The organism is Pseudomonas sp. NFPP12 (assembly GCF_900103205.1).
In the GTDB taxonomy this organism is placed as follows: Bacteria; Pseudomonadota; Gammaproteobacteria; order Pseudomonadales; family Pseudomonadaceae; genus Aquipseudomonas; species Aquipseudomonas protegens.
In genome coordinates this window covers 1,487,862-1,501,722 of sequence record NZ_FMWW01000001.1, presented here as the reverse complement: position 1 = coordinate 1,501,722, position 13,861 = coordinate 1,487,862, and the positions used below count along the sequence as shown (strand labels likewise).

Sequence of the window (13,861 nt, the reverse complement as noted above, 5' to 3'; positions counted from 1 at the left end):
CTTACTCCACAAACAGCGTGGCGGGTTGTTCGAGCAGGCCGCGAATGGCCTGGATGAATTGCGCAGCGTCCATGCCGTCGACCACCCGATGATCGAAGGAGCTGGAGAGGTTCATCATCTTGCGGATCACGATCTGGCCCTTGATCACCATGGGCCGCTCGACGATGCGGTTGACCCCGACAATCGCCACTTCCGGCAGGTTCAGCACCGGCGTGCTGACGATCCCGCCCAGCGCGCCGAGGCTGGTGAGGGTGATGGTGGAACCGGAGAGTTCATCCCGGGCGGCCTTGCCGCTGCGAGCGGCCTGGGCCAGGCGCGCGATTTCCTCGGCGTTGCCCCACAGGCTGCGGGCTTCGGCGTGGCGCACCACCGGCACCATCAGGCCGACGTCGCTCTGGGTGGCGACCCCGACGTGCACCGCGCCGTGGCGGGTGATGACCTGGGCCTCGTCGTCGTAGCGGGCGTTGATCTGCGGGAAGTCGCGCAGGGCGACGACCATGGCCCGCACCAGGAACGGCAGCAGGGTCAGCTTGCCGCGGGTGGCGCCGTGCTTTTCATTGAGGTGGATGCGCAGCTCTTCCAGGGCGGTGACGTCCACTTCCTCGACATAGCTGAAGTGCGCGGCGCGATGCTTGGACTCCTGCATGCGCTGGGCGATCTTGCGGCGCATGCCAATGACCTGGATCTGCTCTTCATCATGGCGCTCGGCATAGCCGGCCCCTGGCGCCGAGTAACCCTTGAGCGGCTGGCTGTCCTGGGCCAGGTAGGCGTCCAGGTCTTCGTGCAGGATGCGCCCGGCCGGGCCGCTGCCTTGCACCAGGCGCAGCTGGATGCCCAGGTCCAGGGCGTGCTTGCGCACCGCCGGCGAGGCCAGCGGACGCTCGTCGGCTTCCCGGGCCACCGGTGCCTGGGGCGCTGGGCGGCAGGCTGCTGCTGGACTGGCGACGGGTTTTTCCGCTTTGGGGGCTTGGGCCACTGGCGCGGCGGCCACGGGCTTATTAATAGCTGCCGGCTCTTTTGCCGCCGGTGCGGCTGCCTGGGCGGATTCCTTGAGGTTGCCCGCGCCTTCGACCTCGATGCTGATGAGGATACTGCCCACCGCCATCACTTCACCGGGCTCGCCGCCCAGGGAGATGACCTTGCCGTGCACCGGGGAGGGGATGTCGACCATCGCCTTGTCGGTCATCACGTCTGCCAGAACCTGATCTTCCACTACCTGATCGCCGACCTTGACGTGCCACTGCGCCAGTTCAACTTCCGCGATGCCTTCGCCGATGTCCGGCATCTTGATTACGTGCGTGCCCATTCAGACCTCCATGACCCGTTGCAGCGCCGCGCCCACTCGGGACGGCCCTGGGAAATATGCCCACTCCTGCGCGTGGGGATACGGCGTATCCCAACCGGTGACGCGCTCGATCGGGGCTTCCAGGTGGTGGAAGCAGTGTTCCTGCACCAGCGACACCAGTTCGGCGCCGAAACCGCAGGTACGGGTGGCTTCGTGTACCACCACGCAACGGCCAGTCTTTTTCACCGACTTGACGATGGTGTCCAGGTCCAGGGGCCACAGGCTGCGCAGGTCGATGACCTCGGCGTCGATGCCGGTTTCCTCGGCCGCCACTTGCGACACGTAGACGGTGGTGCCGTAGGTGAGGATGGTCACGTCCTTGCCCGGGCGGGCGATGGCCGCCACGTCCAGCGGCACCTTGTAGTAGCCGTCCGGTACCTGGGCCGCCGGGTGTTTCGACCAGGGGGTTACCGGGCGATCGTGATGGCCGTCGAACGGGCCGTTATACAGGCGCTTGGGTTCGAGGAAGATCACTGGGTCATCGTTCTCGATGGAGGCGATCAGCAGGCCCTTGGCGTCGTAGGGGTTGGAAGGCATCACGGTGCGCAGGCCGCAGACCTGGGTGAACATCGCCTCGATGCTCTGGCTGTGGGTCTGCCCGCCGTAGATGCCGCCGCCGCAAGGCATGCGCAGGGTCATGGGCGCGGTGAACTGGCCGGCGGAGCGATAGCGCAGGCGCGCGGCTTCGGAAATGATCTGGTCCGAGGCCGGGTAGACGTAGTCGGCGAACTGGATTTCCGCCACCGGGCGCAGGCCGTAGGCGCCCATGCCGATGGCCGCGCCGACGATGCCGCTTTCCGAGATCGGCGCGTCGAACACCCGCGAGGTGCCGTACTTGGCCTGCAGGCCTTCGGTGCAGCGGAACACGCCGCCGAAGTAGCCCACGTCCTGGCCGAATACCACGACGTTGTCGTCACGCTCGAGCATCACATCCATGGCCGAGCGCAGGGCCTGGATCATGGTCATGGTGGTGGTGGTCATGGCGGTGTCCAGCTGGATATTGTTGTTGTGATCGTTCATTTCAGATCCCCAGTTCCTGGCGTTGGCGTTTCAAGTGCTCGGGCATGTCCTTGTAGACATCCTCGAACATGGTCGCGGCGCTGGGGATCTGGCCGCCGGCGAGGGTGCCGTACTGCTCGGCTTCCTTCTGGGCGGCGATGACCTGGGCTTCCAGCTCGGCACTGACCGCGGCGTGTTCCTCTTCGGACCACTGGCCGATCTTGATCAGGTGCTGCTTGAGGCGGGCAATCGGATCGCCCAGGGGGAAGTGGCTCCAGTCGTCGGCCGGGCGGTACTTGGACGGGTCGTCGGAGGTGGAGTGCGGGCCGGCGCGGTAGGTGACCCACTCGATCAGGGTCGGGCCAAGGTTGCGGCGGGCACGTTCGGCGGCCCAGCGCGAGGCGGTGTAGACAGCGATGAAGTCGTTGCCGTCGACCCGCAGCGAAGCGATGCCGCAGCCCACGCCGCGTCCGGCGAAGGTGGTGGCTTCACCGCCGGCGATGGCCTGGAAGGTGGAGATCGCCCACTGGTTGTTGACCACGTTGAGGATCACCGGTGCGCGGTACACGTGGGCGAAGGTCAGGGCGGTGTGGAAGTCCGACTCGGCGGTGGCGCCGTCGCCGATCCAGGCCGAGGCGATCTTGGTATCGCCCTTGATCGCCGAGGCCATGCCCCAGCCCACGCCCTGCACGAACTGGGTCGCCAGGTTGCCGGAGATAGTAAAGAACCCGGATTCCTTCACCGAGTACATGATCGGCAACTGGCGCCCCTTGAGCGGATCGCGCTCGTTGGACAGCAGTTGGCAGATCATCTCCACCAGCGGCACTTCCCGGGCCATCAGGATGCTTTGCTGGCGGTAGGTGGGGAAGCACATGTCGTCGATGTTCAACGCCAGGGCCTGGGCACTGCCGATGGCTTCCTCGCCCAGGCTCTGCATATAGAAGGACATCTTCTTCTGCCGTTGGGCGACCACCATGCGGTTGTCGAAGATCCGCGTCTTGAGCATGGCGCGCATGCCCTGGCGGAGGATCTCCACAGGCACGTCCGCGGCCCAGTCGCCCAGGGCGTTGCCCTGATCGTCGAGCACGCGGATCAAGCCACGGGCCAGGTCGGCGCAGTCGGCAGGTTCGATATCGATAGGAGGTTTGCGGGCCAGGCCGGCATCGTTCAGACGCAGGTAGGTGAAGTCGGTCTTGCAGCCGGGACGCCCCGAGGGCTCGGGAACGTGCAGGCGTAGCGGTGCATACGCTGGGGTCATGGCTTTCTACGCTCGATCTTGTGGATTTCTTGTAATTGGGCGCGCTAGCTGACAGTCATTCCCTGGGTAAGAGAAATCTTGTCCTACAAACATCATAGGCCGGGCGTAGAAGAATATTTATCTCTGTTTCATTGCGCTGGACGGTATTTGCAGATAAAAAATCTGCATAAACATAAAAAACAGGTTGTTTTGTCTCATGCGCAAACTGGACCGTACCGATATCGGCATTCTCAACAGTCTTCAGGAGAATGCCCGCATCACCAACGCTGACCTTGCCCGCTCGGTGAATCTTTCTCCCACCCCGTGCTTCAACCGGGTCAAGGCCATGGAGGAGCTGGGGCTGATCCGCGAGCAGGTGACCCTGCTGGATGCCGACCTGTTGGGGTTGCACGTCAATGTGTTCATCCACGTCAGCCTGGAGAAGCAGGTGGAAGAGGCCCTGCAGCACTTCGAGGAGGCCATCGCCGACCGCCCGGAGGTGATGGAGTGCTACCTGATGGCCGGTGATCCGGACTATCTGATCCGGGTGCTGGTGCCCAGCATCCAGTCCCTGGAACGCTTCATGATGGATTTCCTGACCAAGGTCCCCGGGGTGGCCAATATCCGTTCCAGCTTTGCCCTCAAGCAGGTGCGCTACAAGACCGCGCTGCCCTTGCCGGCCAACGGCCTGACCCTGGGCACCTGAGGTTCAGGCCGGGACCTCGCTCCAAAGCTGTTGCAGTTGCTTGAAGTCCCAGGCCTCTTGCGCTTCCCGGGCGACGATGTGTTCCTCGCCCTGCAGCCGTGAAAGGTCCAGGACCCGTTGCGGCAGGGGCATCTTCGAGCGTGTGGAAAAGAACACCTTGACCTTGGGCAGTAGCAGCGACTCGCTGTTCTGCTCCAGGACCACCGCCAGCTTGCCGCTGTTCAGGCGCACCAGGGAACCCACCGGGTAGATGCCCACGCACTTGACCAGGGCCTGCAACACCCGCGGGCCGAAATGCCCGGTCCAGCCGGACATGCGCTGCAAGGCTTCGGCCGGGTCCCAGCCACGGTTGTAGGGGCGGGTCGAGGTCACGGCGTCATACACGTCGCAGACCGCGCCCATCTGTGCGAACAGACTGATCTGCTCCCCTGCCAGGTGGTGCGGGTAGCCACTGCCGTCGATCTTTTCGTGATGGTGCAGGCACACATCCAGCACCAGCGCGTCCAACTGCGGGTTCTGGCGCAGGATGGCACCACCGGCGGCGGGGTGCAGCTTGATCCGCTCGAACTCGTCGGCGGAGAGTTTTTCCGGTTTGTTGAGGATGCTGTCGGGGATGGTCAGCTTGCCGATGTCGTGCAGCAGCCCGGCGACTCCGGCCTGGTGCACCTGCTCCACCGGCAGCTCCAGTTGCCGGGCCACCGCCACCATCAGCGCGCAGACCGCCACCGAGTGCATGTAGGTGTAGTCGTCGGCGGTCTTGAGCCGGGCCAGGCTGATCAGCACGTCGGGGTGGCGCAGCAGCGAGCTGGAGATGTTGTGCACCAGCTCGTCCACCTGGACCAGCTCGATGGCCTGGCCCATGCGCACCTCCTGGAACATCTGCATCACCGCCTTCTTGGAGTGGGCGCAGATCTTCAGCGCACGCTGGATTTCCTCGGCCCGCTCGACCCGCAGCGGGGCTTCGCTCTTGAGCGACGGCAGGGCGGCCGGCGCGCTGGGATGCGGGTTCGCCGGCAGGTCCAGGCCCTTGTCCGAGTCGATCCACAGGCTGCTGACATTGGACTGGCGCAGGCGCTGCAAGTCGGCGTGGCTATTGAGCACGAAGCCGGCTTTCCAGAACGAATGGTCCAGCCACGAACCGCAGAACTGGTGGATATACATGCCCATCTGCAACTGCTGCACGGAAATGAGTTTGAGCACGGTCGAGCCCCCCACCTGATTCAGACCGGCCCGGGCGCCAAGAGGCGGCCCGGGCTGGCTGATCGATAACGCTCCTTGCCGTTACTTATCCTGAACCGCTTGACCGGTCACGCCCGGTCAGAGGGAGAAGCGTGCCACCAGTTTGTTCAGACTGACCGCCAGTGACGACAGTTCACTGCTGGCGATGGAAGTCTGGCTGGCGGCGGACGAGCTTTGCAGCGACAGGTCGCGGATGCTCATCAGGTTCTGGTCCACCGAGCGTGCCACCTGGGCCTGTTCCTCCGAGGCGGTGGCGATCATCAGGTTGCGTTCGTTGATTTCGCTGATGGCCTGGGTGATATGACCGATGGCGGCGCCGGCCTCGTGGGCGATGGCCAGGGTCTGGCTGGCGTCCTCGCTGCTTTGCTGCATAGACAGCATAGCCTTGCTCGAACCGCTCTGGATGCCCTGGATCATCTGCTCGATCTCCTGGGTCGAGAGCTGGGTGCGGTGGGCGAGGGCGCGCACTTCATCGGCCACCACGGCGAAGCCGCGGCCCTGTTCCCCGGCCCGGGCGGCCTCGATCGCGGCGTTCAGGGCCAGCAGGTTGGTCTGCTCGGCAATGGCGCGGATCACATCCAGGACCTTGGTGATGTCCTGGGCCTGCTGGGCCAGGCCGGCCATTTCCAGCCGGGTGTGTTCCACGGTGCCGGTGAGTTTCTCGATGGAGTGGATGGTCTGCTCGACCCGCTCTTTGCCCAGCCCGGCCGAGCGCTCGGAGGCCTGGGTGGATTGCGAGGCGGACACCGCGTTGCGCGCTACTTCCTCCACCGCAGCGGTCATTTCATTGACCGCGGTGGCGGCCTGGTCGGTCTCCATGCTCTGTTGCTGGATGCCGGCGTTGGACTCGCGGGTGATGGCGCTCATTTCCTCGGCCGCGGAAGCCAGCTGGGTGGACGAATCGGCGATGTGGCGGATGGTGGATTTCAGGCTGTCGAGCATGGCCTGGGTGGATTTCTGCAGGTCGGTCAGCTCGTCCTGGCCGCTGACGTCCACCTGGGCCCGCAAGTCGCCCTCGGCGATCTTCTGGGTGGTGGCCAGCAGCGACAGCACCGGGCGGATGATGCTGCGGGTGAACAGGGTGGCGATGAGGATCGTCAGGACAATCGCCAGGACGATGATCACCGAGGTCAGAGTCAGGCCGGTGTCGAACTGTTGGCCGGCCTGGTTGGCGGAGTGCTCGGCGCCGTTTTCGTTGATGGCGATCAGTGCCTCGATGGCGGACTGCAGGGTGTTGGCCAGGGGCACGGTGACCTGGTTGATGTAGTCGCTGGTCTGTTGTGCAGTGTTGGTCTTGCTGTTCTCGATCAGCACCGCCAGCTTGTCCAGGTAGTCCTGGGCGCCGCGCTTGACCTGATCAAAGGTGGTTTTTTCCTCGGCGCTGGAAACCAGCGGTTCGTAATCCTTGATGGCCTGGGCCAGGCTGGCCTTCAGGGTGCCCAGCTTGTCCAGGGAAGCGGCTTTCTGGGCATCGTTCTCAGTGGCGTAGTGCAGTGCTTCCAGGCGCACGCGCAAGGTGCCGGATTCGATTTTCGTGGCTTGCCTGACGCTGGGCAGCCAGTTGGTTTGCAGATCCAGTGCCGCGTCGTGAATCTGTCCCATTTTCCACAGTGCCAGCCCTCCCAGACCAATCAGCAGTACACAGATAGCGCCGAAACTCAGTAGCGCCCTGGAAGTCAGTTTCATGTTTCTTGTCACCATAAAGGCACCTTGCAGGTTGGAGTGATACAGCCAAGTACGTTTCGACTCCTTGTCGCCTTGATATCACTCTGATCTCAAAGATGTGAAAAATCTGCATAGATGTAAAAAAATATTTCTACGGGTGTTTTCCCGTTCAGCCCGCAGACAGCGTGAGCCCTTGCAGGACGCCGTGCTTGACCTTCATCAAGGCGCTTTCGGGGGTTTTGCGCCATGCTCGGCGCCTGTCCAATTGAAAAGGAAAAGGCCCATGACCAAGCCTGAAACAACGGCGCCCACGGCCAAGGCTGTATTACCGATTGGATTGCTGATCGCCGTGCTGGCGATGGTTGCCGTGCTGCTGTTGCCACTGCCCGCCGACCTGCCGGTGGCGGGGCACCGGATGCTGGCGATCCTGGCCTTTGCCGTGGTGGTGTGGATCAGCGAGGCGGTGTCCTACGAGGCCAGCGCGATCATGATCACCGCCTTGATGGCCTTCCTCATCGGCACCGCGCCGACCCTGCAGGACCCGAGCCAGCTCTATGGCAGCTCGGCGGCCATCGGCCTGGCTCTGACCGGGTTCTCCAATTCGGCCCTGGCCCTGGTGGCCGGTGCCTTGTTCATCGCCGCCGCCATGACCCACACCGGCCTCGACCGGCGCATCGCCCTGGTGACCCTGACCCGGGTCGGCACCAGCACCCGGCGCATCCTTATCGGCGCCATCGCCGTGACCATCCTCCTCAGCCTGCTGGTGCCCAGCGCCACCGCGCGCAGTGCCTGCGTGGTGCCGATCATGATGGGAGTGATTGCCGCCTTCGGCGTCGACAAGCGTTCCAATATCGCCGCCGGGCTGATGATCGTCGTGGCCCAGGGCACCAGCATCTGGAACGTCGGGATCCAGACCGCCGCGGCGCAGAACCTGCTGACCGTGGGTTTCATGGACAAGATGCTCGGCCAGCGCGTGGCCTGGCTCGACTGGCTGATCGCCGGGGCGCCCTGGGCGGTGATCATGTCTTTGGTGCTGCTGTGGCTGGTGCTGAAACTGCTGCCGCCTGAAACCGACAGCATTCCCGGCGGCAAGGAGGCGGTGGCCCAGTCCCTGGCGGACATCGGGCCCATGACCGGGCCGCAGAAACGCCTGCTGACGGTGTCGGTGCTGCTGTTGTTGGCCTGGTCCACCGAAGGCAAGCTGCACCCCTTCGACACCACGACCACCACCTACGCCGGGCTGGTGATACTGCTGCTGCCGCGGATCGGCATCATGACCTGGAAGGATGTGCAGTCGCGCATTCCCTGGGGCACGGTGATCGTCTTCGGCGTCGGCATCAGCCTGGGGTCGGCGCTGCTCAGCACCCAGGCCGGGCAATGGCTGGGGAGCCAGGTGGTGGCCCATACCGGCCTGGACCAGGTGGGGCCTTTGGCGGTGTTCGCGATTCTCGCGGCGTTCCTGATCCTCATCCACCTGGGGTTCGCCAGCGCCACGGCGCTGACTTCAGCCTTGCTGCCGATCCTGATCGCCGTGCTGCAGACCCTGCCGGGTGAGTTCAGCCGCCTGGGCATGACCATGCTCCTGGGCTTTGTGGTCAGCTACGGCTTCATCCTGCCGATCAACGCGCCGCAGAACATGGTCTGCCTGGGTACCGAGACCTTCAATGCCCGGCAGTTCGCCAAGGTCGGGCTGCTGGTGACGCTGATCGGCTACCTGCTGATGCTGGTGTTCGCCATGACCTGGTGGAAATGGCTGGGCTGGATGTAGGAAAAGTAAATCCCTTCACAGTGACCCGCTGAACACCCGGGTCACGCTGCCGGCCAGGCGCACCTTGCCCTGGCCGTCCCAGCTCACCGTCACCGGCCCGCCATCGCACAGCACCTGCACCGGGCTGTCCAGCAGGCCGCGGCGGATGCCGTTGACTGCCGCTGCGCAGGAGCAGGAGCCGGAACCCAGGGGGATGGCGCCATTGCGCTCCCAGATGCGCAGGCGGATGGTCTGGCGGTCGATCACCTGGATGAAGTGCACATTGGTCTTGTGCGGAAATAGCGGGTCGCTCTCGATCTGTGGGCCCAGCGTGGCAATGTCCAGCGGTGCCAGGTCGTCGACGAAAAAACTGCAATGGGGGTTGCCCATGCTGCACGCCGCCGGTGTTCCCGGCAGTGGCAGGTGCAGGCTGTCCAGCTCTCGGACCAGGGGGATGGACTGCCAGTCGAACGAAGGCAGGCCCATTTCCACCGACACCGACCGATCCTCAAGGCGCAGGCATTGCTGCAGGCCGCGGGCGGTTTTCACCTGCACCGAGGTGACGCCGCTTTCCTGCATCAGCAGGTCGGCGGCGCCCCGGGTGGCACTGCCGCAGGTGTCCAGGCTGGAACCATCGGCGTTGAAGAAGGTCAGTTGCGCCGCGCTGTCGCTGCAATCGCCGAGCACCACCAACTGATTGAAACCGATGCCACGCCGGCGGTCCCCCAGGGCCCTGGCCAGCTCGCGGGTGATCGGGTTGGTGCGGCCACGGGCATCGATCAGCACGAAGTCGTCACCATTGGCGTGCATCTTCACAAAGTTCAGGGGCATTCGGGCTCCAACAGGCGAGGGCAGGGAAGGGCGGGGGCCAGCGCATGCAGGATTCCGAAAAAAAGCCACCGACGCCAGCGCCTTAAAATAAAATTCATCCTGCAAGCCCGGGCATTGCCTGGGCGGCGGGATTTTCCGGCACACTGCCGGACCACCGGGAATATCGCCGACCGCCGCAACAGCGGCCGGCACAGCACAAGGTCATGGCATGGATCACTACGCCCCGCGCAACTGGCAGCCCCACGAAAAGCCCAGCTTGCCCGGCTCTCCCTCGACACCGTTGCACCCTACCCACAAGCGCCTGGCCTACGCGCTGGTGGGCTTGCTGGTGGCCATCACCGGTGGCCTGGGCAACTCGTTGGTGATCGCCAACCTGCCGTACCTGCAGGGGGCGCTGGGGGCGACCACCGCGGAAATGGCCTGGCTGCCGGCCGCCTACGTGATGACCAACGTGTCGATGAACCTGTTGCTGGTGAAGTTTCGCCAGCAGTTCGGCCTGCGCGCCTTCACCGAAGTGTTCCTGGTGCTCTACGCCCTGGTGACCTTCGGCCACCTGTTCGTCAACGACCTGAGCTCGGCCATCGCCGTGCGCGCGGCCCACGGCATGGTCGGCGCGGCGCTGAGCTCCCTGGGCCTGTACTACATGGTCCAGGCCTTCCCGGCGAAGTGGCGGCTCAAGGCCCTGGTGCTGGGGCTGGGCGCCTCGCAACTGGCCTTGCCCCTGGCCCGGCTGTTTTCCGAGGACCTGCTGCAGATCGCCGAATGGCGCGGCCTGTACCTGTTCGAACTGGGCCTGGCGCTGACCTCCCTGGGCTGCGTGTTCATGCTCAAGCTGCCGCCGGGGGATCGCTTCCGTACCTTCGAGAAACTCGATTTCCTGACCTTTGCCCTATTGGCCACTGGCGTGGCCCTGCTGTGCGCGGTGCTGTCCCTGGGGCGCATCGACTGGTGGCTGGAGGCGCCGTGGATCGGCTACGCCAGCGCCGCCTCGATCCTGCTGATCATGGCGGGGCTGTGCATCGAACATAACCGCAGCAACCCGATGCTGATGACCCGCTGGCTGGGCAGCGGGGCGATAATCCGCCTGGCCCTGGCAGTGATACTGATTCGCATGGTGCTGTCGGAACAGTCCACCGGCGCCGTAGGCTTTCTCCAGGCGCTGAACATGAGCAGCCAGCAGATGCGCATGCTCTACGGGGTGATGCTGCTGGGCAGCATTGCCGGGCTGGCCACCAGCGCCCTGACCATCAACCCGGCGCACCTGCTGATGCCACTGGTCATTTCCCTGGCGCTTATGGCCGTGGGGTCGGTAATGGACAGCTTTTCGAGCAACCTCACGCGCCCGGCCAACATGTACTTCAGCCAGTTCCTGCTGGCCTTCGGCGGTACGTTCTTTCTTGGCCCGACCATGGTCCTGGGCACCCGCAACGTGCTGACTAACCCGCGCAACCTGGTGAGCTTCTCGGTGCTGTTCGGCATCTGCCAGAACCTCGGCGGGCTGATCGGCTCGGCCTTGCTCGGGACCTTCCAGATCGTGCGCGAGAAGTACCATTCCAGCCATATCGTCGAGCAGTTGACCCTGCTCGATCCCCAGGTCCTGGCCCGGGTACAGAGCGGCGGGGCGGCCTACGGCAAGGTCATCGCCGACCCGGACCTGCGCACCCTGCAAGGCATACGCAGCCTGGCCACCGCGGCCACGCGCGAAGCCAACGTACTGGCCTATAACGATGTATTCATGCTGATCGCGGTGATTGCGGTACTGACCATGATCTGGATATTCATTCGCAGCCTGTGGCTGATGAGCACGACCCAAGCGGTCGCGCCTGCCGCCCCGGCTCCCGTTCAACAAAGTGGTGCCTCTTCTTCATGAGCGAAACCGTCAACCCCACCACCAACGCCATTGCCTCGACTCCCGAGCCCAGCGGCCCGCCGACCATGCCGGCCACCGAGCCACGGCCGCTGGCGGTGCGCATCATCTCGTCCCTGGGCTTTGCCGCCATCGCCATCGTCGGTGTGCTGATCGTGCTCTACGCCTGGCAACTGCCACCCTTCTCCAGCGCCATCGAAAGCACCGAGAACGCCCTGGTGCGGGGGCAGGTGACCATCATCGGCCCGCAGCTCAGTGGCTACGTGTTCGAAGTGCCGGTGCAGGACTTCCAGCAGGTCAAGGCCGGCGACCTGCTGGTGCGCCTCGACGACCGTATCTACCAGCAGCGCCTGGACCAGTCCCTGGCGCAACTGGCGGTGCAGAAGGCGGCCCTGGCCAATGCCCTGCAACAGCGCAACAGCGCCGAAGCCACCATCAAGCTGCGCCAGGCGGCCCTGGCCGACAGCCAGGCCCAGGCGCGCAAGAGCGCGGCCGACCTGCAACGCAACGAAGCACTGATTGCCGACGGCTCGGTGTCCCGGCGTGAACTGGACGTGACCCGCGCGGCCAATGCCCAGACCGTGGCCGCCGTGGCCCAGGCCCAGGCGCAACTGGAAATAGCCCGCCAGGACCTGCAGACCGTGATCGTCAACCGCGGCTCCCTGGAAGCGGCGGTGGCCAGCGCCGAAGCCGCGGTGGAACTGGCGCGGATCGACCTGTCCAACACCCGCATCCTCGCCCCGCGGGACGGCCAGCTGGGGCAGATCGGCGTGCGCCTGGGGGCCTACGTCAACTCCGGCGCCCAGCTCATGGCCCTGGTGCCGAACCAGCTGTGGGTGATTGCCAACATGAAGGAAACCCAGATGGACAACGTCCGGGTCGGGCAGCCGGTGAGCTTTACCGTGGACGCCCTGAACCACCGCAAATTCACCGGCAAGGTGCAGCGGATCTCCCCGGCCACCGGTTCCGAGTTCGCCTTGCTGCAGGCCGACAATGCCACCGGCAACTTCGTCAAGATTGCCCAGCGGGTGCCGGTGCGGATCACCGTCGACCCGGACCAGCCAGAGCTTGAACGCCTGCGCCCGGGGTTGTCGGTGGTGGTCAGCATTGATACCAGCCAATAGCCGACACAGCACCTCACGTAGGAGCCGGCTTGCCGGCGAAGGGGCCGGCAAGATTTGCACCGATGCTGCAAACGCCTTCGCTGGCAAGCCAGCTCCTGCAAGGGCTGGGTTTTCCCAAGGCTCGATGCTTTGCGTAGGAGCCGGCTTGCCGGCGAAGCGGTTCGTAAGATTTGCAGCGATGCTGCCGACGCTTTCGCTGGCAAGCCAGCTCCTACAGGCTGAGGTTTAGACCGCCTGCATCGGCGGCAAGGTGCCCAGCAACGAGACCGCCGCCACTGCGGCCACACCCAGCAGCCATTCCACCTGCACGCTGTTGCGCAGGCTGGCAAGGCGCTGGTCGCAACCGCGGATTCGCAGGCGGTTGAACAGCGCCAGCCCCAGCATCCCCGCCACCAGCAGCACCTTGATCAGCAGGATCAGGGCAAAACCATTGAACAATGGAGTCGGCCACCATTGCCCGGTGAGCACCCGCACGTTGATCAGGCCGGTTAGCAGCAAGCCGGTTACCAGCCCATAACCCACGCCGCTGAAGCGCTTTAACAAGGGCTCGACAGACAGCCCGGCGGATTGCCGCAACACCAGCAACAACACCAGCAAGCCCCCCAACCAGATGGCGACGCAGCTTAAATGCACGATCTGATTGAGGATCAGCATCTGCCCCGCCAACCCATCGAGCATGGCGCCGTGGCCCACCGGAGCCAGGGTTGCCAGGAGCAGGGCGCCCAGGCCCAGTTGCAGTGGCAGGCGCCGGCCCAGCGGGGTCAGCAGCAGCCCCAGCAACAGCAGGTTGAGCAGCAGGTGCCAGGTCCAGACCTGGCCGAAGAAGGTCTTGCCCAGCACCAACTGCACGGTCGCCGGGTCCAGCGCCGCCGACCAGGAGCCGGCCATGCTGGCGGTGATCAGCAGCAGCCAGCACAGGCCGCTGGCCAGGCCGATCAGCGTCAACCAGCGGCTGAGTCGATCGAGCTGTCGATGCACGGCGCCATGGCCGCTCTGCGCGGAATCTCGGCCCAGCAACAGCGGGCGAAACACCCAGGCCCCGACCAGGGTCAACACCACCGCAAAGTGCACGAAGCGGCACAGCACCAGCCATGACGCCAT

At 64.8% G+C, this 13,861-nt stretch carries 11 protein-coding genes; 4 read left to right on the top strand and 7 right to left on the bottom strand.

Features of this window, described 5'->3' with window-relative positions; translation table 11 throughout:
• Position 1 precedes the first annotated feature (1 nt).
• Genes BLS75_RS06430 through BLS75_RS06420 form a run of 3 tightly spaced genes read right to left on the bottom strand, consistent with a single transcriptional unit; the run spans position 2 to position 3,602 of the window.
• Positions 2-1,306: a dihydrolipoamide acetyltransferase family protein gene (locus BLS75_RS06430; protein WP_053150929.1), complete on the bottom strand. Its 1,305-nt coding sequence runs from the start codon at positions 1,304-1,306 to the stop codon at positions 2-4.
• A complete protein-coding gene (locus BLS75_RS06425; protein ID WP_011060829.1) occupies positions 1,307-2,365 on the bottom strand; it encodes an alpha-ketoacid dehydrogenase subunit beta in 1,059 nt (352 codons plus the stop codon). It lies immediately after the preceding gene.
• A 1-nt stretch (position 2,366) separates the two neighbouring features.
• Positions 2,367-3,602 (bottom strand): 3-methyl-2-oxobutanoate dehydrogenase (2-methylpropanoyl-transferring) subunit alpha, encoded by a 1,236-nt coding sequence (locus tag BLS75_RS06420; RefSeq protein ID WP_065363800.1) that lies wholly within the window; start codon positions 3,600-3,602, stop codon positions 2,367-2,369.
• 196 nt (positions 3,603-3,798) lie between these two features.
• Between BLS75_RS06420 and bkdR the strand changes: the two genes are divergently transcribed.
• Positions 3,799-4,287 carry a Bkd operon transcriptional regulator BkdR gene (bkdR, locus tag BLS75_RS06415; protein WP_011060831.1) on the top strand — a complete coding sequence of 163 codons (489 nt, stop codon included), beginning with the start codon at positions 3,799-3,801 and terminating at the stop codon, positions 4,285-4,287.
• A 3-nt stretch (positions 4,288-4,290) separates the two neighbouring features.
• On the opposite strand, the gene BLS75_RS06410 is transcribed toward bkdR, so the two are convergent.
• Entirely contained in the window at positions 4,291-5,487 is a 1,197-nt protein-coding gene (locus BLS75_RS06410) for a cyclic di-GMP phosphodiesterase (protein ID WP_072452457.1), read from the bottom strand.
• A 117-nt stretch (positions 5,488-5,604) separates the two neighbouring features.
• A complete protein-coding gene (locus BLS75_RS06405; protein ID WP_011060833.1) occupies positions 5,605-7,227 on the bottom strand; it encodes a methyl-accepting chemotaxis protein in 1,623 nt (540 codons plus the stop codon).
• Between the two features lie 247 nt (positions 7,228-7,474).
• Between BLS75_RS06405 and BLS75_RS06400 the strand changes: the two genes are divergently transcribed.
• Entirely contained in the window at positions 7,475-8,959 is a 1,485-nt protein-coding gene (locus BLS75_RS06400; RefSeq protein ID WP_011060834.1) for a DASS family sodium-coupled anion symporter, read from the top strand.
• A gap of 15 nt (positions 8,960-8,974) precedes the next feature.
• Here the strand turns inward: BLS75_RS06400 and dapF are convergent, their stop codons facing one another.
• A complete protein-coding gene (dapF, locus tag BLS75_RS06395; RefSeq protein ID WP_072452293.1) occupies positions 8,975-9,769 on the bottom strand; it encodes a diaminopimelate epimerase in 795 nt (264 codons plus the stop codon).
• Between the two features lie 208 nt (positions 9,770-9,977).
• Here dapF and BLS75_RS06390 point away from each other — a divergent pair, with 208 nt between their 5' ends.
• Together BLS75_RS06390 and BLS75_RS06385 are read left to right on the top strand one after the other, a co-directional pair.
• The gene (locus BLS75_RS06390; RefSeq protein WP_011060836.1) at positions 9,978-11,639 is read left to right on the top strand and encodes an MFS transporter; all 1,662 of its coding nucleotides are present in this window, start codon (positions 9,978-9,980) and stop codon (positions 11,637-11,639) included.
• Positions 11,636-12,760: an HlyD family secretion protein gene (locus tag BLS75_RS06385; RefSeq protein WP_019094312.1), complete on the top strand. Its 1,125-nt coding sequence runs from the start codon at positions 11,636-11,638 to the stop codon at positions 12,758-12,760. The genes BLS75_RS06390 and BLS75_RS06385 overlap by 4 nt, the downstream gene beginning before the upstream one ends.
• A 225-nt stretch (positions 12,761-12,985) precedes the next feature.
• On the opposite strand, the gene copD is transcribed toward BLS75_RS06385, so the two are convergent.
• Positions 12,986-13,861 (bottom strand): copper homeostasis membrane protein CopD, encoded by an 876-nt coding sequence (copD, locus tag BLS75_RS06380; protein WP_072452292.1) that lies wholly within the window; start codon positions 13,859-13,861, stop codon positions 12,986-12,988.